Origin of the sequence: Streptomyces sp. NBC_00353, from assembly GCF_036108815.1 — a bacterium.
GTDB lineage: Bacteria > Actinomycetota > Actinomycetes > Streptomycetales > Streptomycetaceae > Streptomyces.
Genome location: NZ_CP107985.1, coordinates 6,197,501 through 6,219,978, shown reverse-complemented (window position 1 = coordinate 6,219,978; position 22,478 = coordinate 6,197,501). Strand labels below are relative to the sequence as shown.

The following is a 22,478-nucleotide window of genomic DNA, read 5'->3' as shown; positions in this document are numbered from 1 at the left end:
AACACAAGCGCACGCCGAAGAGCCGCAGGCTCCACAGCAACCGCAAACTACTTCTTGCGGCGCCGCCCGCCACCACCGCTCTTCTGCGCCCTGCGCCGCTCCGCCCGGGTCAGCCCGTCCGACTCCGACACCGCTCCACCGTCACCGTTGGAGAAGTCGCCCTCGACGATGCCTCCCTCCCCGTCCACCGTGGGAGCGGAGAAGTGCAGCCGGTCGGGACGCTGCGGAGCGTCCAGCCCCTTGGCACGGATCTCCGGACGCGCCCCGGCCGGAACCGCGGCGTCCTCCTTGGACAGCGACGGCCGCTCGGCCGCATCCTGCACCGGAACCTCCTCGACCTGCTGCTCGACCTGGACCTCCAGGTTGAACAGGTAGCCGACGGACTCCTCCTTGATGCCCTCCATCATGGCGTTGAACATGTCGAAGCCCTCGCGCTGGTACTCGACCAGCGGGTCCTTCTGCGCCATGGCCCGCAGGCCGATGCCCTCCTGGAGGTAGTCCATCTCGTAGAGGTGCTCACGCCACTTGCGGTCCAGGACGGACAGCACCACACGCCGCTCCAGCTCACGCATGATGTCCGAGCCGAGCTGCTTCTCACGCTCGTCGTACTGCTCGTGGATGTCGTCCTTGATGGACTCGCCGATGAACTCGGCGGTGATCCCGGCCCGGTCCCCGGCCGCGTCCTCCAGCTCGTCGACGGTGACCTTCAGCGGGTAGAGCTGCTTGAACGCACCCCACAGCCGGTCGAGGTCCCACTCCTCGGCGAAGCCCTCGGCAGTCTCCTGCCGGATGTAGTCGTCGATGGTGTCGTCCATGAAGTGGCGGATCTGCTCCTGCAGGTCCTCGCCCTCCAGGACGCGACGGCGCTCGCCGTAGATGACCTCACGCTGCCGGTTGAGCACCTCGTCGTACTTCAGGACGTTCTTACGCGTCTCGAAGTTCTGCTGCTCGACCTGCGACTGCGCGGACGCGATGGCCCGCGTCACCATCTTGTTCTCGATCGGCACGTCGTCCGGCACATTCGCCATCGACATGACGCGCTCGACCATCTGAGCCTTGAACAGCCGCATCAGGTCGTCACCCAGCGACAGGTAGAAGCGGGACTCGCCCGGGTCGCCCTGACGGCCGGAACGACCGCGCAGCTGGTTGTCGATACGCCGCGACTCGTGCCGCTCGGTACCGAGCACGTACAGCCCGCCGAGCTCCTTGACCTCTTCGAATTCCGCCTTCACGGCCTGCTCGGCCCTCGCCAGGGCTGCGGGCAACGCGGCCGCCCACTCCTCGACGTGCTCGACGGGGTCGAGACCGCGCTGGCGCAGCTCCGCCTCGGCGAGGTCGTCGGGGTTGCCGCCGAGCTTGATGTCCGTGCCGCGGCCGGCCATGTTCGTCGCGACCGTGACCGCGCCCTTGCGGCCGGCCTGGGCGACGATCGTCGCCTCACGGTCGTGCTGCTTGGCGTTGAGGACCTCGTGCTGCACACCGCGCTTGGAGAGCTGCTGCGAGAGGTACTCGGACTTCTCGACCGAGGTGGTGCCGACCAGGATCGGCTGGCCCTTCTCGTGCTTCTCGGCGATGTCGTCGACGACCGCGGCGAACTTCGCGACCTCGGTGCGGTAGATCAGGTCGGACTGGTCCTGGCGGACCATCGGGCGGTTCGTCGGGATCGGCACGACGCCCAGCTTGTAGATCTGGTGGAACTCGGCGGCCTCGGTCATCGCCGTACCGGTCATGCCGGAGAGCTTGCCGTAGAGGCGGAAGAAGTTCTGCAGGGTGATCGTGGCGAGAGTCTGGTTCTCGTCCTTGATGTCCACCCCTTCCTTCGCCTCGATCGCCTGGTGCATGCCCTCGTTGTAGCGGCGGCCGGCGAGGATACGGCCGGTGTGCTCGTCGACGATCATGACTTCGCCGTCGATGACGACGTAGTCCTTGTCCTTCTTGAAGAGCTCCTTGGCCTTGATGGCGTTGTTGAGGTACCCGACGAGGGGGGTGTTCACCGACTCGTAGAGGTTCTCGATGCCGAGCCAGTCCTCGACCTTCGCGACACCGGGCTCATGGATGGCGACGGTCCGCTTCTTCTCGTCGACCTCGTAGTCGCCGGTCTCCTCGATGCCCTTGAGCGGGTTGCCGGCCTCGCCCTTGGTCAGACGCGTGACCAGCTTGGCGAAGTCGCCGTACCACTTGGTGGCCTGGTCGGCCGGGCCGGAGATGATCAGCGGCGTACGGGCCTCGTCGACGAGGATCGAGTCGACCTCGTCGACCACGGCGAAGTTGTGGCCGCGCTGGACTAGCTCGTCCGCGGACCACGCCATGTTGTCGCGGAGGTAGTCGAAGCCGAACTCGTTGTTCGTGCCGTACGTGATGTCGCAGGCGTACTGCTCGCGACGCTGGGCCGGCGTCATGTTGGCCAGGATGCAGCCGACGGTCAGGCCCAGGAACTTGTGGACCCGGCCCATCATTTCGGAGTCTCGCTCGGCCAGATAGTCATTGACCGTGATCAGGTGCACGCCCTTGCCGGAGAGCGCGTTGAGATACGCGGGCAGGGTGCCGACGAGGGTCTTGCCCTCACCGGTCTTCATCTCGGCCACGTAGCCGAGGTGCAGGGCCGCGCCGCCCATCATCTGGACGTCGTAATGGCGCTGTCCGAGGACACGCTTCGCGGCCTCTCGGACCGTTGCGAATGCCTCGGGAAGCAGGTCGTCCAGGCTCTCGCCGTCCGCGTACCGTTCCTTGTACTCGTCGGTGAGCGCCCGCAGCTCGGCGTCGGAGAGGTTGACGAAGTCCTCTTCGATGGAGCTGACCTGGTCCGCGATGCGGTGCAGTTTGCGCAGGATCTTGCCTTCGCCTGCACGCATGAGCTTGTTGAAGACGGACACTGAGGCTGGTCTCCTTGCCGGTCGGGCCTGGCACTGGGTCGTGTTATGGACGCTGGCGCGGGCACGGCAGGTGGGCCCCACCGCAACGGCCATCGTAAGCGAGGACCCCGCCGCGCCGGGAGGGCTGCCGCCGCGTTGCCCCCACTGGGCCCCTTCGAGTCAACGGACAGAGGGCCCCGAAGGTGCCGGGAACCCCGAAAAGTGTTCGCATCACCGTCGGCGCCTCACCAGAATCCGTACATGGAGCCGATCACTCTCACGACCGAGCGTCTGCTGCTGCGCCCCTTCCACGGGGGCGACGCGGACCAGGTGCACGCCGCCTGTCAGGACCCGGCCATCCAGCGCTGGACAGTCGTCCCTTCGCCGTACACCCACGCCGACGCGGAACTCTTCACCCGGAAGCTGTCCCCCGGCGGCTGGCAGGACGACTCGATGTACAACTTCGCGGTGGTCCTGCGCGACGGCGGGGCCATGACAGGTGCCCTCGGCATCAACCGCCGCAACCTGCACGACACGTACGAGGTGGGGTTCTGGACCGCGAAGGAGCACCGCGGTCTCGGCTACATGACCGAGGCGGTAGCGGCCGCGGCCCACTGGACCTTCACCTCGCTCGGCGGGGACCGGCTGGAGTGGCGGGCCGAGGTGGGCAACGAACCCTCGCGGGCCGTGGCGCGGCGAGCGGGCTTCCGCATGGAGGGCGACCAGCGGTCCGGCCTGCTGAACAAGGGGGTGCGGCGGGACATCTGGGTCGGCGCACTGCTCCCTTCCGACCTCGGCCTGCCGGGCGCCCACCCGTATCTCCCGGCCACGGCCCCCGCCGCCGCCCCCTCGGCCGACCTCTCCTCCGGTCCGGTCCCCGGGCTCCCCACAGGCCTGTCCACCGCACCGTGAACGGATGTCAGTGCCGCCCTCTAGGGTGCGAGACATGACGCCAGTGCCGCTTCCCGCCGCCGAACTCTCCGCCGACCAGGCCCGCAGAATCGCCCTGCGCGCCCAGGGCTTCCTCGGCGCGCCGGACCGCCGGGCCGGGGTGCCGGGCGTGCTGCGGCACCTCGGTGCCGTACAGCTCGACACGATCTCGGTGCTGGCCCGCTCGCACGAACTGATCCCGTACGCACGCCTCGGCGCAGTGGGCCGGCGCACGGTCGAGGACGCGTACTGGTCGGCCGGCCGCAGCTTCGAGTACTGGTCGCATGCGGCGTGCATCCTGCCGGTCGAGGAGTGGCCGCACTTCGCGTTCCGTCGCCGCGCCTACCGCTCGCGCCCGCACTGGCACCACGACCTGCCGGACGGGGCCTACGACGCGGTGATCAAGCAGCTGCGCGCCGAGGGCCCGCTGACGGCGACGGAGCTGGGCGGCGCGAAGAACGGCGGGGAGTGGTGGGACTGGTCCGCCTCGAAGGTCGCCGTCGAGCGGGCCCTGATGTACGGCGAGGTGGTGTGCACCGAGCGGCGCAGCTGGAAGCGGGTGTACGACCTCGCGGAGCGCGCCCTGCCCGATGCCGTACTCCACGACGATCTGGACGACAGGGAGTGCCTGCGGCGGCTGGTCGCGCTCGCAGGCCAGTCCCTGGGGGTCGGCACCCGCGCCGACATCGCGGACTACCACCGGCTCAAGGGCGAGCAGTTCGACGCGGTGGTGGCGGACTCCGGTCTGGTACCGGTGACGGTGGAGGGCTGGGCGAAGCCCGCCTGGGCCGACCCGGCGGCGCTGGCCTCGGAGCCCCGCGGACGACACCGCACGACGCTGCTGTCGCCGTTCGATTCACTGATCTGGGAGCGGGCCCGGACGGAGCGGATATTCGGCTTCACCCACCGCCTGGAGGCGTACGTCCCCAAGCCCAAGCGGATCCACGGCTATTTCGCGATGCCGCTGCTGGCCGGCGGCAAGCTGCAGGGCCGGGTCGATCCGGCGCGCGAGGGCACCACGCTGGTCGCCCGGCAGGTGTCGCTGGCGGGCAGGAAGGCCGTGGCGCCGATGGCCGAGGCCTTGGTGGAAGCTGCGTCCTGGGTCGGCTGTACGGACGTACGACTGGAGCGGGTCGACGCACCGGAGCTGCGCGAGCCGCTCGCCCAGGAAATCGCCCGCGCCCTCAATTGACCATGCCGTTGCTTTACCTGATCTCGAGGATCTTCTCCCGCATGGCATAGACCACTGCTTCCATCCTGGAGTGCAGCTGCAGCTTCTCCAGAATGTTGCGGACGTGGTTCTTCACGGTGTTCTCGGAAATGAACAGCTCCTTCGCGATATCGCGATTATTCATGCCCGTGGCAACCAGTTTGAGGACTTCGAGCTCCCGGTCGGTCAGCCGCGGCGCCGGCACCAGTCGGCGCTCGTCGGTCCGCTGGATCATCGACTTGAACTCGGTGAGCAATTTGGACGCCATGGACGGGCTGATCTGGGACTGCCCGTCGGCGACCGCGCGGATCGCCGTGGCCACCTCGTCCGTGGAGATCTCCTTGAGGAGATAGCCGGTGGCTCCCGCCTTGATCGCGTCGTAGAGGTCGGCCTCCTCGTCGCTGATCGTCAGCATGATGATCTTCGCGCTGGGGGCCACCTCCTTGATGGACGTGCAGGCCTCGATGCCGCCCCGCTTGGGCATGCGGACATCCATCAGCACGATGTCGGGCAGCAGATCGGCCGCCTTGTCGACCGCCTCCGCCCCGTCACCCGCCTCGCCGACGACCTGGATGTCCTCCTCCTGGGCGAGGACGATCTCCAGGCCTCTGCGGAAGAGCGCATGGTCGTCCACCACCAGAACGCGGATCGGTTCCTTGCGGGAACCGCTGTCCGTGTCCGCGCCGGTATCGGCACCGGCAGCGTCGTCTCCTCCGTCATTTGCATCGCGCACGGGCCCGAAGGTGTCCGCCATCGTTCCTCCCCCTGAAGGCCATGGCCTGAAGTTCAAAAACTCTCCGCCAACGGCAGTTCACAGAGCACCGATTGGCTTGGGGCGCCATGATTTCATGCCTGGACGTCAGAGCGGTGGTTCTGTCGTCGCACGCGGGTGCCCCTGGCGCGAATTACGCCCCAGGGGCACCACCGATGCGGGGCGTCAGCCGCCGAGCGCACCGCCCGCGCCGCCCGCCTCGTCAGCGGCCAGCGGGTCGGTCCTCAGATGAATGACACCGTAGTCGTAAGCATGCCGCCGATAGACGACACTGGGCTCCTTCGTCTCGGAGTCGACGAACAGATAGAAGTCGTGCCCGACCAGCTCCATCTCGTAGAGCGCCTGGTCGAGCGTCATCGGTGCCGCGACGTGCGTCTTCTCGCGCATCACCAGCGGTCCTTCGCCCTGTACCTCGAGCGAGCCGATCCTGGTGATGGGTACAGACGGGCCGGCGCCGTCGCCGGCCAGGTCGCCCTCACTGTTGAAGGACGCCGTACCCGGCACCGTCTCGGCGACTTCGGCAGCGGGAATCCGGCCGTTGCCACGGCGGCTGTAGCGCTTGTCATGCTGCTTGCGCAGCCGCGCCTCCAGCTTCCCGGTGGCCAGGTCCAGCGCTGCGTACGGGTCGCCTGCGGCCGCTTCAGCGCGGATTACCGGCCCACGCGAGCGGAGCGTGATCTCCACCCGGTCGGAGCGGTCCGCCTGACGGGGGTTTGGCTCCTTGGACACCTCGACGTCGAGGCTGATCACCTTGCCGTCGAACTTCTGGATCTTGTCCAGCTTCAGCTTCTCGGCCACGTGCTTGCGGAACCGCTCGGGCACCTCGGTCTTGCGGCCCTTGACGACGATGTCCACGCAGAACTCCGTTCCCGGATCGCCCCGCTCAGCGGCGGAGCATCTCCCTTTTGCACCAGGCCCCGGTGGTCGCCGGAGCCGCGGACTCGGTGACTTCCACCTCCTCCTCCCCCGTCGGGGAGGTCTCCACCCCACCGATCTTTTTGAACGTCTGGCCTACCGGTGAGTCGCCTGCCCGAAACCTGGCGGTGCACTCGTCGAGGTCTGGCATTCACCATTCCTCACAACCGAACATAGCCTGATCGGCCGGATGTCGGCACCCGCTACTCGCACGTACCTCCGTTCAGGGCCCTTTACCCACTCACTACCTGCAACGATGCAAGTCGACTAGCAGTTCCGGTTTATTGCGAAGGCAGACGGCGATGCTGCGACAACGGCCGCCTGCCCCGTTCGCCCGCCCGCGGCTTCGACCGCCCGTGCAGCCTCCGCCAGCGAGGCCCCGGTCGTCAGAAGGTCGTCCACGAGTACTACCCGTTCGGCCGCAAGCAGCCGCTCACCACCGGCCACCACCTCCAGCGCACCCGCGAGATTCGCCTGCCGCTGCCGGGCGCCGAGCCCCGACTGATCGGCCACCGGGCGCCGTTGCCGCAGCACCGGAACCACTCTGGCCGGAATCCCGCCAAGCCTCAGCTCCTTCGCTGCGGCCAGCGCGATCCGGCGTGCCGGATCATGCCCGCGCGCCGCAACGGCCCGCCGCGCCGACGGCACGGGTACGAGCAGCAGCGGCCCCGGACCGCTCACCTGCCCCGTCCCGGCCCGCACGGCGCCCGCCAGCGCCCTGCCGAGCGCCCGCGACAGAGGAAGTGCGCCACGCTCCTTGTGTGCCAGGAGCACCGCCCGTACCGCGTTCTCGTACGCGGCAGCGGCATGCACCACCGGCAGCCCGGCGGGCTCCGGCGCGGGTCTCACCCGTTGCGGCGCCACGCCGTACAGCGCCGCCCGGCAGTCCTCGCACAGCTCGCTCCGCGGCCCACCGCAGCCACCACAGGCCACCGGCAGCACCAGCCCGGCGATCTCCCGCCACCACCCCCGCATATCTCCACTGTGCCCCCGGCCCACGAACCCGGCCACCCCTGTGGAAAACGCAGGCCCCCTCGCCCAAGGCCCGTCGTCCGCCCGCCTGCACAGGCCTCAGCCCGGGTAGACCAGCGACGAACCTTCCTTGAGCACCGTCTGCCAGTTGTCACCCGGCGACAGCTTCACTATCCCGTCACCCTCGGTGTCCGCCATCAGCGGCAACTGCTCGTCGTCCGCCGCCGCGACCGCCGACACCTGGTTCACCCCGGGCAGCACGCCCGAGGCCGGTGCCGAACCGTCCGCCTGCACATAGCGCACCTGCTGCACGCCGCCCTGCTCCTTGCCGACCACCACGAGACGGCTCCGGCCCGACCAGGACATCGCGGTGACATCCGCCAGCTGCGGCGCGGCCTGCCGCAGCTCCACGACGGAGACCTCCTGCTTCGAGGCCGGCCCATGACGCTCGATCCGGCCGATTTTCAGCGTGGTGTGCCCGTCCTTGGTCAGCAGCAGCGCGATCCGCACCCCGTCCGCCGACAGCCGCAACGCCTCCAGCCGCGCGCCGTCCAGGCTCGGCACCGTGACCTCCGACGGCTTGCCGGCACCACCGGCCAGCCGCAGCAGCCGAGAGTTCTCCGGGTCCCGGTCGGCCACCCAGAGATCGCCCCGGCCGTCCCAGCTGGGCGCCGACAGACGGTCGTTCAGATTCTTGCCGCTGCTGGTCACCGCGGGCGCGGGCAGTTCGCCCTCCGAGACGATGGAGGACACGTACAGGGACTCGTTGTTCTGCGAGACCGCTGCCGCCAGCTGCTCGTCACGGGCCACGCCGACCGCGCTCATCCGCACCGGCCCGTCACCGAACGGGCCGGTCACCGGCTCCGGATCGCCGCTGCCCCTGGTGGATCCCGGGATGCACTGGACATGCCCCTTGGCATCGACGAAGTACTGGCTGTCGGGGCCGCCCGACGAACCGTCCGGAGCGAACTCCTCCGCCTGATCGGCGCCCAGCACACACAGCGGCGAGCTGTCGGACCGCTGCAGCTCCACCTGCTCGACCCGGGCGGACGTCAGGTCCCGCACGGTGTAGAGCACCTGAGAGGCCATCATGCGGCAGGAGCGCTGCCCGACGTTGTCCGCCCTCTTGTTCAGCGGGATCTTCAGGACGCTGCGGTCGTCGGGCGCCAGCGCGGTGACGCCCTTGCGCAGCGCCGTACTGGTCGGGAAGCGGGTGTCGACCACCGGACGCAGCCAGTTGGTCGGCCCCTCGATGAGGCTGCGGACCGTCTGCGTCACGGTGTCCATCCCGGTGACGGGATCCGTCCGGTTGCGTACGTAGACCGGGTCGGCAACCAGCGTGGACTGTCCTGCAGTCCGCCCGGTGGCGAAGTAGTACTTGTTGACGGAGCGGTAGAGGCGCTTGAAGTCGGACTGGCCGAGCAGCAGACCGTCCGGCACGAGGTCGATGCGCCACTCCTTGCCGTCCGGCCCGTTCTGCCGCACCAGATGCAGGGTGCGGTTGAACTGCGTGGGCGCGACCGGCTGGTAGGCGCTCTGTGCGTCGACCGTCGCCACCTTCTCGCCGGTCAGCGTGTAGCTGAGCTCCGTGCTGCTGCGGTCGCCGTCGTGGACGGGGCGGTCGCTGCGGTTCGGCGCCTTCGAGAGCACCGTGGTGAACGCGCTCGGCCGCCAGGTGCCGGCCGCCTTCTTCGTCAGGTACTTGCGGGTGGTCCGGAAGCCGGGGTCGTCGCTGGTCATGGACTCCAGGAAGCCGTCGACCACCTCGATGGGAGTGGCGTTGTCGCGCGGCGCCACCGCGTACACCTGGACCTGGGAGTCACCCGGCTGTGAGGCGTCGACGGCCTTGACGTCCCCGGTGACGGGCATCGAGCCGCACGCGGACAGCAGCACGATGCCGCACCCCAGCAACGCGGTCACTCCCACCGCACGTCCACGGCCGTCCTGACGACGGTCAGTGCCCACGAGTCGTGTCCTCCCGCTCCGGGTGGTGCGCAGCAGATTCGACGTCGCCGCCCGGCCGGTCGTCGGCCGGGCGGGCGACCACCCGGGCGCCGCTGCCCGGCAGAGCCGCCGGATGCACCGAAGCGGGCGCCGTGCGGGGAGCCACGGAGGCACGCGTCGGCACGGGCAGCGGCGACCGGTCCGAGCCGCTCTGTTGGGCGGGCACCGAGGTCAGCCGGTGCTCACTGCCGGTCGTGACGCCGTCCGTGGCCCGCTCCCGGTTCTCCCGGTTGCGGCGCGAGTCCTCGGGCTCCAGCGGTATCGGCGATCCGCGCAGCGGCTCGTCCGCCGTACGCGGCAGGGTCAGGCGGAACTGCGAACCGCCGCCCGGCTCGCCCCACGCCTGCAGCCAGCCGCCGTGCAGCCGGGCGTCCTCGACGGCGATCGACAGCCCGAGACCGGTACCGCCCGTCGTCCGGGCCCGCGCGGGGTCGGCGCGCCAGAAGCGGTTGAAGACCCGGGTCGCCTCTCCCGGCTTGAGACCCACGCCGTAGTCCCGGACGGCGATGGCGACCGCTCCTCCGGCCACACCCATCCGCACCACGACATCCTTGCCCTCGCCGTGCTCGACGGCGTTGACGACCAGGTTGCGCAGCACGCGCTCGACCCGTCGCGCGTCGGCCTCCGCGATCACCGGCTGCTCGTCACCGACCACCCGGATCCGGGTGCCCTTGCGCTCGGCGAGCGGCTCGGCACCGCCGATCACCCGTCGTACGACCTGCCGCAGGTCTATCGGCTCGGCCTCCAGCGCCGCGGCGCCTGCGTCGAACCGGCTGATCTCCAGCAGATCGGAGAGCAGCGACTCGAACCGGTCGAGCTGGTCCCCGAGGAGCTCGGCGGAGCGAGCCGTCACGGGGTCGAAGTCCACCCGCGCCTCGTGGATCACATCGGCGGCCATGCGCACGGTCGTCAGCGGTGTCCGCAGCTCGTGCGAGACGTCCGATACGAAGCGCCGCTGCATCCGGGAGAGCTCCTCCAGCTGCTGGATCTTCAGCTGAAGGTTCTGCGCCATCTTGTTGAAGGCCTCACCGAGCCGGGCGATGTCGTCCTCGCCGGTGACCTTCATCCGCTCCTGCAGCCGGCCCGCGGAGAGTCGCTCGGCGATTCCCGCCGCCATCCGTACGGGTGTGACGACCTGCCGCACCACGAACCAGGCGATGGCCCCGAGCAGCACGACCACGAACAGTCCCGCAGTGGCCAGGGTGCCCTTGACCAGGGTCAGTGACTTCTCCTCCTGCGTCAGCGGGAAGAGGTAGTAGAGCTGGTACGGGTTGTGGTCGATGTCGTACAGGCGCTTGCCCACGACGAGACCCGGCTGCGACTCCTGCCCGTTCGCATACCTGATCAGCGAGTACGTCTGGAACGCACCCGGCCCCTTGTCCACGGCCTCCCGCAGGCTCTGCGGGACGCTGGCCGCTTCCACGCTGCCCGAGCCGCGCGGCGCACGGGTGCCGTCGTCGGCGCTGAGCGCCACCACGTTGAAGGCGTTCTTGCCGCCACTGGCGAGCTGATCGACGAGCTCGGTCCGCCATGAGTTGTTGGCGGTCGCCCCGTCACCGGCATCGCCTCCGCGCCCACCGGGGGTGAGCGGAGCGTTCGCCTTGTCCTGGGCCGCCGCGAAACCACCGGCGGCCTGTGTCTGAGCAGCCTTGCCCTTCGCGTCGAGCAGACCGTTGCGCACCTGTCCGATCACGACCAGGCCGAGCAGCAGCACCACACCGAGCGACATGAGCAGCGTGCCCGCGACGACCCGCAACTGGAGGTTGCGCCGCCACAACCGCACGGCGGGCAGCAGCGGACGCCGCACCCAGCGCATCAGCAGTCGCGGCACGGGACCGCCGGGCGCCCGGTCGTGGAACAACCGGCCGCCCTGCAGAAGCCTCCCCAACGGCGAAGGCCCACGTCCCGAACCGGCAGCCCGCCCCGTACGGACTCCCGGCCCCCCGGGTTTCGGAGCAGCGCTACCCAGGGACATGTCAGCTCGGTCCGGCCTTGTAACCGACACCTCGGACGGTCACCACGATCTCCGGCCGCTCCGGGTCCTTCTCGACCTTGGAACGCAGCCGCTGGACATGCACATTCACCAGACGGGTGTCGGCGGCATGGCGATACCCCCACACCTGCTCGAGCAGTACTTCACGGGTGAAGACCTGCCACGGCTTGCGGGCGAGCGCGACCAGCAGGTCGAACTCCAGCGGGGTCAGTGCGATGGACTGCCCCTCCCGCTTCACCGAGTGACCGGCCACATCGATGACCAGATCCCCGATGGTCAGCTGTTCCGGTGCCGGCTCCTCGGACCTACGCAAACGTGCCCTGATCCGGGCAACCAACTCCTTAGGTTTGAACGGCTTGACGATGTAGTCGTCGGCCCCGGACTCCAGGCCCACCACCACATCGACCGTGTCGCTCTTAGCCGTGAGCATGACGATCGGCACACCCGACTCGGCCCTGATCAGCCTGCAGACTTCGATGCCGTCCCGTCCGGGCAGCATGAGATCCAGCAGAACCAGGTCCGGCTTGGCCTCACGAAATGCGGCAAGTGCCTTGTCGCCGTCCGCTACGAACGACGGCTCGAACCCTTCACCACGCAGCACAATCCCGAGCATCTCGGCCAGTGCGGTGTCGTCGTCGACGACAAGGACGCGTCCCTTCATAATCGACATCATCCCATTAGCTAATCGTTATCTGCGATGACCTGGCACACAGCTCTGCCAGTCCGACCCCCGTGACCGGGGAAACTGCACCCTCCTCCGTGACGATCGCCGTGATCAGTTCCGGCGGCGTGATGTCGAATGCGGGGTTGTACGCCTGGGTTCCCAGGGGTGCCACGAGCAGTCCGCCCGCCTCCCCGCCGTCCGGCCCGATCTGCGGAGATGTGAGCTCCGTCACCTCTCGGCCGGGGCGCTGCTCCACAATGATCGACGCCCCGTCCGCGGTCTCCAGATCCACGGTCGTGGTCGGCGCCACCACAATGAACGGCACATGGTGGTATTTGGCAAGCACCGCCAGCGGATAACTCCCGACTTTGTTCGCCACGGACCCGTCCGCCGCGATGCGGTCGGCGCCGATGAGCACGGCATCGACCTCCCCCGCGGCGAACAGCGATCCCGCCGCGTTGTCCGTGAGCAGGCTGTACGCCATTCCGTTGCGCGCCGCCTCGTACGCGGTCAGCCGAGCCCCCTGCAACAGCGGGCGCGTCTCGTCCACCCAGAGCCTTCGCAGCCGTCCCGCCCGGTGCGCGCGGAGCGCCACCGCGAAGGCCGTGCCCTCACCACCCGAGACGAGCGCCCCCGAATTGCAGTGCGTGAGCAGCTGATGCCCGCCGCCCGGCAGCAGCTCGTCGAGCAGCGCGAGCCCGTACTGCGCCATGCGCCGACTGGCCTCGGCGTCCTCCCGGTGCAGCGCCTTCGCCTCCTCCAGCGCCACCGCGGCCGCCCGCTGCGGATCCGCACCCTTGTCCAGGGCCGCCCAGTACGTCCCTGCCGCACGCCGCACCCCGTATCCGAGGTTCACAGCGGTGGGCCGCGCCCCCTCCAGCAGCCCCGCAGCCTCCGCGACGTCATAACCCCGGACAGCGGCCAGTGCCACCCCGTAGGCCCCGGCGATGCCCAGCAACGGCGCCCCGCGCACAGCCAGTGTCTGGATCGCCCGCACCAGCGCGGGCACATCCGCACACACCAGCCCGACCTCCTCGGCGGGCAGCCGCGTCTGGTCGAGGAGCACCAGCACAGGGCCTTCCGGAGGCTCGTCCCAGCGGATGGAGGGAAGCGCGGGAGGCTCGATGCCCACCGGCGATTGCGCGTCCTGATCAGCCATCCGCCCAGTCTGCCCGGTGAGCCGCCCACAAATGAAGGTGCGAAGGAGATCGAGCACCCGGCCCGTACCGGACCCACGCGTGGCACGATGGCTGCCAACCTGCCGCCCCGATGAGCGGACAGGACCGTGAAGGAGCGAGAATGAACGACACTCCGGGCTGGGCCTCGCCCGGATCTGCCCCCTCCGACAGCCAGGAGGCGGGCGTCCCCCAGCCTTCCGCGCCCACGGACGGCAACGGCCACGCCGGGAACTGGTCTCCCACGCAGCCGCCCGCAGGGCAGTGGTCCCCACCGAGCATCCCCGGCAGCGGTCACGGCGCACCGCCGCCCGTCCCCGGCTGGGGCAGCAGGCCGCAGGGATCCGGCTGGGGTCAGCCACCCGCGGCAAAGCCCGGTGTCATCCCGCTCCGCCCACTCGGCGTCGGCGAGATCCTCGACGGTGCGGTGTCCGCGATGCGTGCGCACTGGCGCACGGTCCTCGGAATCACGCTCACCGTCTCCGTGATCGCCCAGATCGCCATCATCCTCGTGCAGCGCTACCTGCTGCCGGAGCCCGCGTCGGTCGACCCGAACGCGACCGGCGCGGAGGCGCTCCGCCAGGCCGCCGACTCCGCCCAGTCCACCCTGGTCTACAGCGCCCCGTCCACGCTCATCACCCTGATCGCGACGCTCTTCACCACATCCATGCTCACCGTGGTGATCAGCCGCTCGGTACTGGGCCGCTCCGTGACGCTCTCCGAAGCGTGGGCCGAGGCCCGGCCCCGCCTGCTCCAGCTGCTGGGCCTGACCCTCCTGCTGGCCTTGATGGCCGCCGGAATCATGGCAGTGGGCGTGCTGCCCGGTGCGCTGATGGGCTCCACCGCGGGCGTGGGCCTCATCCTCATCGGCTTCATGGCCGCCTGTGTCGTCGTCATCTGGCTGATGGTCCGCTTCTGCCTCGCCACGCCGGCGCTGATGCTGGAGCGGCAGTCGATCACCGTCTCGATGCGCCGGTCCGCGAAGCTGGTCCGGGGCGCCTGGTGGCGGATGTTCGGCATCCTGCTCCTCACCTGGCTACTGACGCTCATCGTGACCCTGGTCATCGCCATCCCGTTCGGCATCATTGGGATGATCGTGGACGGCGACGGACTGAGCACCTTCCTCACCGGCGAGTCCACCGGATTCGGCTGGCCGTTCCTGATCATCTCCGGCATCGGCGAGGTCATCATCTCCACGATCACCTACCCGCTCTCCGCCGGTGTGATGGCTCTGCTCTACGTGGACCAGCGCATCCGCCGCGAAGCACTCGACCTCGAGCTCGCCAGGGCCGCGGGCCTGTCCGGCTACGACACCAGGAGCTGATGCCGTGTCGGGGGCGGGGGGCACTACAACAGCACGGCTACTGATCCACGCGAGCAACGACGTACCGGTGGAGACTCCGCGTGTCCCCGCCCGTGAGGCGGCGAAGCACGAGCTGTCCCATCCGATGTACCACGAGAACGACCCGAACCTCCTCCAGCGCGGCCTCGACCGCCTGTGGGGGTGGCTCGGCGATCTCTTCGCCACGGCCTCGAACGCCGCACCGGGCGGACCGCTCGGGCTGATCGTCCTCGTACTGGTGGTCATTGGCCTGGCCGTCGCTCTCTGGTGGCGGCTGGGCACCCCGCAGCGCACCCCCCGCACCACGGACGCACTCTTCGACGACAGCCCCCGCAGCGCGGCCGAACACCGCACGGCCGCCGAGGCCCACGCTGCCGCCCAGCGCTGGAACGAGGCCGTCCAGGAACGCATGCGCGCCATCGTGCGCTCCCTCGAAGAACGCGCCCTCCTCGACCCACGCCCCGGCCGCACGGCCGACGAGGCCGCCGCCGAGGCCGGCCGCTCACTGCCCGGACACGAGATACCGCTTCGCGCCGCCGCCCGTAACTTCGATGACGTCACATACGGCGGCCGGACCGCCGACCAGCAGACGTATCTGACGGTGCAGGCCCTCGACCGCGACCTCGAGAACGCCAAGCCCCTGCTGACCACCGCGGTCCGGGGAGCCGCCGAATGACCGCAGTCACCACCGCCACCACCGCGTCCCCCACCTCGGCCTCCTCCTCTCCCCGCCAGCTCTGGGTCCGTACCCGCGGTCTGCTGTTCGCCCTCCTTCTTCTCGTAGCGGCCGGAATCGTGCTGGCCACCGCACGCTCCGGCGACCAGCACGGCCGACTCGACCCCCGCTCCGCCGACCAGCACGGCAGCCGGGCCGTCGCCGAACTCCTCAAGGACCGCGGCGTCTCCGTCCGCGTGACCACCACGCTCGACGACACCACTGCGGCGACCGGCCCCGACACCACTCTGCTCGTCACCGCCCCGAACCTGCTGACGCTGCATCAGCAGAACGAACTCCGCGCCGCGACCACCGACTCGGCCGGCCGCACCGTCCTCCTCGCGGCAGACCCCCTGTCCGTCAACGCACTGGCTCCCGGCGTCCGCGCGAACTCCTCCGGCCCGGTGGTCGCCCGCGCACCGCAGTGCTCCCTGCTTGCAGCCCGCACGGCGGGCGACGCCGACACAGGAGGCTTCCGCTACACGGCGGACGGCCTCGACACCATCGGCTGCTACCCAAGTGGCAACCTCCCCACCCTGCTCCTCGTCCAGGAGAAGGGCGCCGGCGACACCGTCCTCCTCGGCTCCCCCGATCTGCTCTACAACAACCGGCTCGCCAGCCACGGCAACGCCTCCCTGGCCCTGCAACTCCTCGGCTCCCGCCCGCATCTGGTCTGGTACCTCCCCTCGCTCGCTGATCCCTCCGCCGCTCAGAACCGCGACGGTGTCGACGACGGCACGGGCGACGACCGCAGCTTCGTCGATCTCATCCCGTCGGGCTGGCTCTGGGGCACTCTGCAGCTCGCAGTCGCCGCCGTGCTCGCAGCCATCTGGCGCGCCCGCCGACTGGGCCCCCTGGTCACCGAACGGCTGCCCGTGGCCATTCGCGCCTCCGAATCCACAGAGGGCCGAGCTCGCCTCTACCGCAAGGCGAACGCCCGCGACCGGGCCGCCTCCTCACTGCGCTCCGCCACCCGCACCCGTATCGCACCCCTCATCGGCGTCTCCCCACGCGATGCCCACTCCCCCTCCGTGCTCCTCCCCGCCGTCTCCGCGCGCCTCAGCACCGCTGAAGGCGGCCTGGACACCCTGCTCTTCGGCCCGGAGCCGGCCGACGACGCCACCCTTGTCCGTCTGGCAGACCAACTCGACACCCTCGAAAGAGAGGTACGCACTTCATGAGCGCCCCGCCCCCAGTGCCCGCCGGGACAACCGAGACCGTCGGGAACGACGACGCAGCCCGCGCATCCCTGGAAGCTCTGCGCTCCGAGATCGCCAAAGCCGTGGTCGGCCAGGACCCGGCCGTCACCGGACTGGTCGTCGCACTGCTCTGCCGAGGCCACGTCCTCCTCGAAGGCGTCCCCGGCGTAGCCAAGACCCTCCTGGTCCGCGCCCTCGCCGCCTCACTCGAACTCGACACCAAGCGCGTCCAGTTCACCCCCGATCTGATGCCGAGCGACGTCACCGGATCCCTCGTCTACGACGCCCGCACCGCCGAGTTCTCCTTCCAGCCCGGCCCGGTCTTCACCAACCTCCTCCTGGCCGACGAGATCAACCGCACACCTCCCAAAACGCAGTCCTCCCTCCTGGAGGCAATGGAGGAGCGCCAGGTCACCGTCGACGGAACCCCTCGCCCTCTGCCGGACCCCTTCCTGGTCGCCGCCACCCAGAACCCCGTCGAGTACGAGGGCACGTATCCGCTCCCCGAGGCCCAACTGGACCGCTTCCTCCTCAAACTGACGGTGCCGCTGCCGTCACGCGACGAGGAGATCAACGTCCTGACCCGCCATGCCGATGGCTTCAATCCCCGCGATCTGACGTCAGCAGGCGTACGCCCCGTCGCAGGCCCCGCCGACCTGGAGGCAGCACGCAACGCGGTCGCCAAGACCACGGTCTCCCCCGAGATCGCCGGCTATGTCGTCGATATCTGCCGTGCCACGCGTGAATCCCCCTCGCTCTCCCTCGGTGTATCCCCCCGAGGCGCAACCGCCCTGCTCTCCACGGCCCGCGCATGGGCCTGGCTCACCGGCCGTGACTACGTCATCCCGGATGACGTGAAAGCCCTGGCACTCCCCACGCTCCGCCATCGCATCCAGCTGCGGCCCGAGGCAGAGATGGAAGGAGTCACCCCCGACTCCGTCATCACCGCAGTCCTCGCCCACGTACCCGTACCCCGATGAGGCGGTGACCGTGGCCCTCACCGGACGAACCGCGCTGCTCGCCGCTCTGGGGTCACTCCCCGTAGGCATCCTGGCCCCGAGCTGGACAGGCATGCTCGCGGTCAACGCCCCTCTCTCGCTAGCAATTCTGTGCGACTATGCCCTGGCAGCGCCAGTGCGAACGCTCCAGTTCACTCGATCCGGCGACACAACCGTTCGACTCGGTGACGGCGCAGAAGTACAACTGACCGTAACCAATCGCTCGCGTCGTCGGCTGCGTGCGCACCTCCGCGACGCCTGGCCCCCCAGCAGCTGGATCACCGGCACGGAGCAGGCCGCGTCCCGTCACACCTTGGACATCCCGGCCGGCGAACGCCGTCGCGTCACCACGCTCCTGCGCCCCACCCGTCGCGGCGACCGCCGGGCGGAGCGAGTCACCGTCCGCTCCTACGGGCCGCTGGGACTGGCAGCCCGGCAGGGAAATCATCACGTCCCGTGGACGGTGCGCGTCCTTCCGCCCTTCACCAGTCGCAAGCATCTGCCGTCCCGCCTTGCCAGACTCCGCGAGCTCGACGGCCGCACCAGTGTCCTCACCCGTGGCGAAGGCACGGAGTTCGACAGTCTGCGCGCCTACGTCCCCGGCGATGACACCCGCTCCATCGACTGGCGGGCAACAGCACGCCAGTCCGCTGTCGCTGTCCGGACGTGGCGCCCTGAGCGGGACCGCCACATCCTCATCGTTCTCGATACGGGCCGTACCTCGGCTGGCCGGGTCGGTGATGTGCCCCGGCTCGACGCGGCAATGGACGCGGCACTGCTCCTCACTGCTCTCGCGACACGCGCCGGCGACCGCGTCGACCTGCTGGCCCATGACCGCCGCACCCGCGCCCAGGTTCAGGGCCGCGCCGGAGGAGAAGTTCTGTCGGCCATGGTCACGGCGATGGCTACGCTCGAACCGGAGCTCGTGGAAACAGACGCCCGAGGACTCAGCGCCACTGCCCTGGCAAGCGCCCCTCGTCGCTCTCTGATCGTGCTTCTCACCAGTCTGGACGCGGCCCCTGTCGAAGAGGGCCTGCTCCCCGTCCTCCCCCGGCTGACCCAGCGCCACACGGTGCTGGTGGCCGCGGTGGCCGACCCGCACATCGAGGAGATGGCAGGCGCCCGAGGCACAGTGGACGCGGTCTACGAAGCGGCAGCGGCGACACAAGCTCAAGCACAGCGACGCCGCACTGCGGAACAGCTCCAGCGCCATGGTGTGGTGGTCGTCGATGCCACTCCGGACAATCTCGCCCCGGCTCTCGCCGACACCTATCTCGCCCTCAAGGCAGCAGGCCGCCTCTGATCCCACGCGGCAACCATGGACTCACACCGAGGAGTCATGGTCGCCGCGGCGGGAAACAGCCGGCCCGTAAACGCAGAAAAGCCCCGCACCAGAGGTGCGGGGCTTTCCCGGAATAATTGTTCGGCGGCGTCCTACTCTCCCACAGGGTCCCCCCTGCAGTACCATCGGCGCTGAAAGGCTTAGCTTCCGGGTTCGGAATGTAACCGGGCGTTTCCCTAACGCAATGACCACCGAAACACTATGAAATTAACCAACACCGGGCAACAACACGGCCGTTCGTTATTTCAGAACTAACACAGTGGACGCGAGCAACTGAGGACAAGCCCTCGGCCTATTAGTACCAGTCAGCTCCACCCGTTGCCGGGCTTCCACATCTGGCCTATCAACCCAGTCGTCTACTGGGAGCCTTAACCCCTCAAAGGGGGTGGGAATACTCATCTCGAAGCAGGCTTCCCGCTTAGATGCTTTCAGCGGTTATCCTTTCCGAACGTAGCCAACCAGCCATGCCCTTGGCAGGACAACTGGCACACCAGAGGTTCGTCCGTCCCGGTCCTCTCGTACTAGGGACAGCCCTTCTCAATATTCCTACGCGCGCAGCGGATAGGGACCGAACTGTCTCACGACGTTCTAAACCCAGCTCGCGTACCGCTTTAATGGGCGAACAGCCCAACCCTTGGGACCGACTCCAGCCCCAGGATGCGACGAGCCGACATCGAGGTGCCAAACCATCCCGTCGATATGGACTCTTGGGGAAGATCAGCCTGTTATCCCCGGGGTACCTTTTATCCGTTGAGCGACAGCGCTTCCACAAGCCACTGCCGGATCACTAGTCCCGACTTTCGTCCCTGCTCGACCCGTCGGTCTCACAGTCAAGCTCCCTTGTGCACTTACACTCAACACCTGATTGCCAACCAGGCTGAGGGAACCTTTGGGCGCCTCCGTTACTCTTTAGGAGGCAACCGCCCCAGTTAAACTACCCATCAGACACTGTCCCTGATCCGGATCACGGACCCAGGTTAGACATCCAGCACGACCAGAGTGGTATTTCAACGGCGACTCCACAACCACTGGCGTGGCTGCTTCAAAGTCTCCCACCTATCCTACACAAGCCGAACCGAACACCAATATCAAACTGTAGTAAAGGTCCCGGGGTCTTTCCGTCCTGCTGCGCGAAACGAGCATCTTTACTCGTAGTGCAATTTCACCGGGCCTATGGTTGAGACAGTCGAGAAGTCGTTACGCCATTCGTGCAGGTCGGAACTTACCCGACAAGGAATTTCGCTACCTTAGGATGGTTATAGTTACCACCGCCGTTTACTGGCGCTTAAGTTCTCAGCTTCGCCGACCCGAAAGTCAGCTAACCGGTCCCCTTAACGTTCCAGCACCGGGCAGGCGTCAGTCCGTATACATCGCCTTACGGCTTCGCACGGACCTGTGTTTTTAGTAAACAGTCGCTTCTCGCTGGTCTCTGCGGCCACCCCCAGCTCATGGAGTAAATCCAATCACCAGTGATGGCCCCCTTCTCCCGAAGTTACGGGGGCATTTTGCCGAGTTCCTTAACCATAGTTCACCCGAACGCCTCGGTATTCTCTACCTGACCACCTGAGTCGGTTTAGGGTACGGGCCGCCATGAAACTCGCTAGAGGCTTTTCTCGACAGCATAGGATCATCCACTTCACCACAATCGGCTCGGCATCAGGTCTCAGGCTTAATGTGTGACGGATTTGCCTATCACACGCCCTACACCCTTACCCCGGGACTACCACCGCCCGGGCTGGACTACCTTCCTGCGTCACCCCATCGCTTACCTACTACAAGTCTGGTTCGTCGGCTCCACCACTACCCTCAACTCCGAAGAGATCGGGCCGGCTTCACGGACTTAGCATCGCCTGATTCAGTACTGGGCGTTTCAAAGCGGGTACCGGAATATCAACCGGTTGTCCATCGACTACGCCTGTCGGCCTCGCCTTAGGTCCCGACTTACCCTGGGCAGATCAGCTTGACCCAGGAACCCTTAGTCAATCGGCGCACACGTTTCTCACGTGTGTATCGCTACTCATGCCTGCATTCTCACTCGTGAACCGTCCACAACTCGCTTCCGCGGCTGCTTCACCCGGCACACGACGCTCCCCTACCCATCCCAGCAGGCGTTGGCCCTTAATGCTGGAATGACACGACTTCGGCGGTACGCTTGAGCCCCGCTACATTGTCGGCGCGGAATCACTTGACCAGTGAGCTATTACGCACTCTTTCAAGGGTGGCTGCTTCTAAGCCAACCTCCTGGTTGTCTCTGCGACTCCACATCCTTTCCCACTTAGCGTACGCTTAGGGGCCTTAGTCGATGCTCTGGGCTGTTTCCCTCTCGACCATGGAGCTTATCCCCCACAGTCTCACTGCCGTGCTCTCACTTACCGGCATTCGGAGTTTGGCTAAGGTCAGTAACCCGGTAGGGCCCATCGCCTATCCAGTGCTCTACCTCCGGCAAGAAACACACGACGCTGCACCTAAATGCATTTCGGGGAGAACCAGCTATCACGGAGTTTGATTGGCCTTTCACCCCTAACCACAGGTCATCCCCCAGGTTTTCAACCCTGGTGGGTTCGGTCCTCCACGAAGTCTTACCTCCGCTTCAACCTGCCCATGGCTAGATCACTCCGCTTCGGGTCTTGAGCGTGCTACTAAAACGCCCTATTCGGACTCGCTTTCGCTACGGCTTCCCCACACGGGTTAACCTCGCAACACACCGCAAACTCGCAGGCTCATTCTTCAAAAGGCACGCAGTCACGACATGCAAGCAAGCTTGCATGCGACGCTCCCACGGCTTGTAGGCACACGGTTTCAGGTACTATTTCACTCCGCTCCCGCGGTACTTTTCACCATTCCCTCACGGTACTATCCGCTATCGGTCACCAGGGAATATTTAGGCTTAGCGGGTGGTCCCGCCAGATTCACACGGGATTTCTCGGGCCCCGTGCTACTTGGGTGTCTCTTAAACGAGCCGTTGATGTTTCAGCTACGGGGGTCTTACCCTCTACGCCGGACCTTTCGCATGTCCTTCGCCTACATCAACGGTTTCTGACTCGCCTCACAGCCGGCAGACTGTGAAAAAGAGATCCCACAACCCCGCATGCGCAACCCCTGCCGGGTATCACACGCATACGGTTTGGCCTCATCCAGTTTCGCTCGCCACTACTCCCGGAATCACGGTTGTTTTCTCTTCCTGAGGGTACTGAGATGTTTCACTTCCCCTCGTTCCCTCCACACTGCCTATGTGTTCAGCAGCGGGTGACAGCCCATGACGACTGCCGGGTTTCCCCATTCGGACACCCCCGGATCAAAGCTCGGTTGACAGCTCCCCGGGGCCTATCGTGGCCTCCCACGTCCTTCATCGGTTCCTGGTGCCAAGGCATCCACCGTGCGCCCTTAAAAACTTG

Annotated in this window: 15 protein-coding genes and 2 rRNA genes (1 of these 17 cut by a window edge); 7 read left to right on the top strand and 10 right to left on the bottom strand. The window is 67.6% G+C overall.

The genetic code is table 11. The features are described from left to right. Nucleotides 1-47: 47 nt before the first annotated feature. Nucleotides 48-2,873, bottom strand: a complete 2,826-nt coding sequence (gene secA, locus OHA88_RS28130; protein WP_328627543.1) for a preprotein translocase subunit SecA — start codon at nt 2,871-2,873, stop codon at nt 48-50. Between the two features lie 240 nt (nt 2,874-3,113). Between secA and OHA88_RS28125 the strand changes: the two genes are divergently transcribed. Both OHA88_RS28125 and OHA88_RS28120 read left to right on the top strand, forming a co-directional pair. Continuing rightward, nucleotides 3,114-3,764: a GNAT family N-acetyltransferase gene (locus tag OHA88_RS28125; protein WP_328627542.1), complete on the top strand. Its 651-nt coding sequence runs from the start codon at nt 3,114-3,116 to the stop codon at nt 3,762-3,764. A 34-nt stretch (nt 3,765-3,798) separates the two neighbouring features. After that, nucleotides 3,799-4,974: a winged helix-turn-helix domain-containing protein gene (locus OHA88_RS28120; protein WP_326604032.1), complete on the top strand. Its 1,176-nt coding sequence runs from the start codon at nt 3,799-3,801 to the stop codon at nt 4,972-4,974. Between the two features lie 13 nt (nt 4,975-4,987). On the opposite strand, the gene OHA88_RS28115 is transcribed toward OHA88_RS28120, so the two are convergent. From OHA88_RS28115 to mtnA, 7 genes are all read right to left on the bottom strand, one after another. Beyond that, entirely contained in the window at nt 4,988-5,746 is a 759-nt protein-coding gene (locus OHA88_RS28115; RefSeq protein ID WP_030980228.1) for a response regulator, read from the bottom strand. 183 nt (nt 5,747-5,929) lie between these two features. Then, nucleotides 5,930-6,619 (bottom strand): ribosome hibernation-promoting factor, HPF/YfiA family, encoded by a 690-nt coding sequence (gene hpf / locus OHA88_RS28110; RefSeq protein WP_267004867.1) that lies wholly within the window; start codon nt 6,617-6,619, stop codon nt 5,930-5,932. A 327-nt stretch (nt 6,620-6,946) separates the two neighbouring features. After that, nucleotides 6,947-7,654 carry a ComF family protein gene (locus tag OHA88_RS28105; RefSeq protein WP_328627541.1) on the bottom strand — a complete coding sequence of 236 codons (708 nt, stop codon included), beginning with the start codon at nt 7,652-7,654 and terminating at the stop codon, nt 6,947-6,949. Between the two features lie 96 nt (nt 7,655-7,750). Continuing rightward, nucleotides 7,751-9,616, bottom strand: a complete 1,866-nt coding sequence (locus tag OHA88_RS28100) for an LpqB family beta-propeller domain-containing protein (protein WP_328627540.1) — start codon at nt 9,614-9,616, stop codon at nt 7,751-7,753. After that, a complete protein-coding gene (gene mtrB, locus OHA88_RS28095; protein ID WP_328627539.1) occupies nt 9,606-11,630 on the bottom strand; it encodes an MtrAB system histidine kinase MtrB in 2,025 nt (674 codons plus the stop codon). The genes OHA88_RS28100 and mtrB overlap by 11 nt, the downstream gene beginning before the upstream one ends. A gap of 1 nt (nt 11,631) precedes the next feature. After that, nucleotides 11,632-12,321, bottom strand: coding sequence for a two-component system response regulator MtrA (gene mtrA / locus OHA88_RS28090; protein WP_007448372.1), 690 nt, complete (start codon nt 12,319-12,321; stop codon nt 11,632-11,634). 4 nt (nt 12,322-12,325) lie between these two features. Beyond that, entirely contained in the window at nt 12,326-13,471 is a 1,146-nt protein-coding gene (gene mtnA, locus OHA88_RS28085; protein ID WP_328627538.1) for an S-methyl-5-thioribose-1-phosphate isomerase, read from the bottom strand. A gap of 140 nt (nt 13,472-13,611) precedes the next feature. Between mtnA and OHA88_RS28080 the strand changes: the two genes are divergently transcribed. From OHA88_RS28080 to OHA88_RS28060, 5 genes are read left to right on the top strand one after another with little or no spacing between them, the layout of a single operon-like run. Continuing rightward, nucleotides 13,612-14,811 (top strand): glycerophosphoryl diester phosphodiesterase membrane domain-containing protein, encoded by a 1,200-nt coding sequence (locus OHA88_RS28080; RefSeq protein WP_328627537.1) that lies wholly within the window; start codon nt 13,612-13,614, stop codon nt 14,809-14,811. Between the two features lie 4 nt (nt 14,812-14,815). Then, entirely contained in the window at nt 14,816-15,505 is a 690-nt protein-coding gene (locus OHA88_RS28075) for a DUF4129 domain-containing protein (RefSeq protein ID WP_328627536.1), read from the top strand. Continuing rightward, the gene (locus OHA88_RS28070; RefSeq protein WP_328627535.1) at nt 15,502-16,725 is read left to right on the top strand and encodes a DUF4350 domain-containing protein; all 1,224 of its coding nucleotides are present in this window, start codon (nt 15,502-15,504) and stop codon (nt 16,723-16,725) included. Before OHA88_RS28075 ends, OHA88_RS28070 begins: the two co-directional genes overlap by 4 nt. Then, nucleotides 16,722-17,723 (top strand): AAA family ATPase, encoded by a 1,002-nt coding sequence (locus tag OHA88_RS28065; protein ID WP_328627534.1) that lies wholly within the window; start codon nt 16,722-16,724, stop codon nt 17,721-17,723. The genes OHA88_RS28070 and OHA88_RS28065 overlap by 4 nt, the downstream gene beginning before the upstream one ends. A 10-nt stretch (nt 17,724-17,733) precedes the next feature. Next, nucleotides 17,734-19,044, top strand: coding sequence for a DUF58 domain-containing protein (locus OHA88_RS28060; protein ID WP_328629815.1), 1,311 nt, complete (start codon nt 17,734-17,736; stop codon nt 19,042-19,044). Nucleotides 19,045-19,162: 118 nt separating this feature from the next. Here the strand turns inward: OHA88_RS28060 and rrf are convergent. Both rrf and OHA88_RS28050 read right to left on the bottom strand, forming a co-directional pair. Then, nucleotides 19,163-19,279 (bottom strand): 5S ribosomal RNA (rrf, locus tag OHA88_RS28055). Nucleotides 19,280-19,358: 79 nt separating this feature from the next. After that, nucleotides 19,359-22,478: ribosomal RNA gene (locus OHA88_RS28050) — 23S ribosomal RNA — on the bottom strand (it continues 3 nt past the right edge of the window).

Coding starts and splice junctions, on each gene's coding strand:
- mtnA (WP_328627538.1), bottom strand. CDS start 13,471: ATGGCTGATCAGGACGCGCAATCGCCGGTGGGCATCGAGCCTCCCGCG.
- OHA88_RS28070 (WP_328627535.1), top strand. CDS start 15,502: ATGACCGCAGTCACCACCGCCACCACCGCGTCCCCCACCTCGGCCTCC.
- OHA88_RS28065 (WP_328627534.1), top strand. CDS start 16,722: ATGAGCGCCCCGCCCCCAGTGCCCGCCGGGACAACCGAGACCGTCGGG.
- mtrB (WP_328627539.1), bottom strand. CDS start 11,630: ATGTCCCTGGGTAGCGCTGCTCCGAAACCCGGGGGGCCGGGAGTCCGT.
- mtrA (WP_007448372.1), bottom strand. CDS start 12,321: ATGATGTCGATTATGAAGGGACGCGTCCTTGTCGTCGACGACGACACC.
- OHA88_RS28125 (WP_328627542.1), top strand. CDS start 3,114: ATGGAGCCGATCACTCTCACGACCGAGCGTCTGCTGCTGCGCCCCTTC.
- OHA88_RS28115 (WP_030980228.1), bottom strand. CDS start 5,746: ATGGCGGACACCTTCGGGCCCGTGCGCGATGCAAATGACGGAGGAGAC.
- OHA88_RS28105 (WP_328627541.1), bottom strand. CDS start 7,654: ATGCGGGGGTGGTGGCGGGAGATCGCCGGGCTGGTGCTGCCGGTGGCC.
- OHA88_RS28120 (WP_326604032.1), top strand. CDS start 3,799: ATGACGCCAGTGCCGCTTCCCGCCGCCGAACTCTCCGCCGACCAGGCC.
- OHA88_RS28080 (WP_328627537.1), top strand. CDS start 13,612: ATGAACGACACTCCGGGCTGGGCCTCGCCCGGATCTGCCCCCTCCGAC.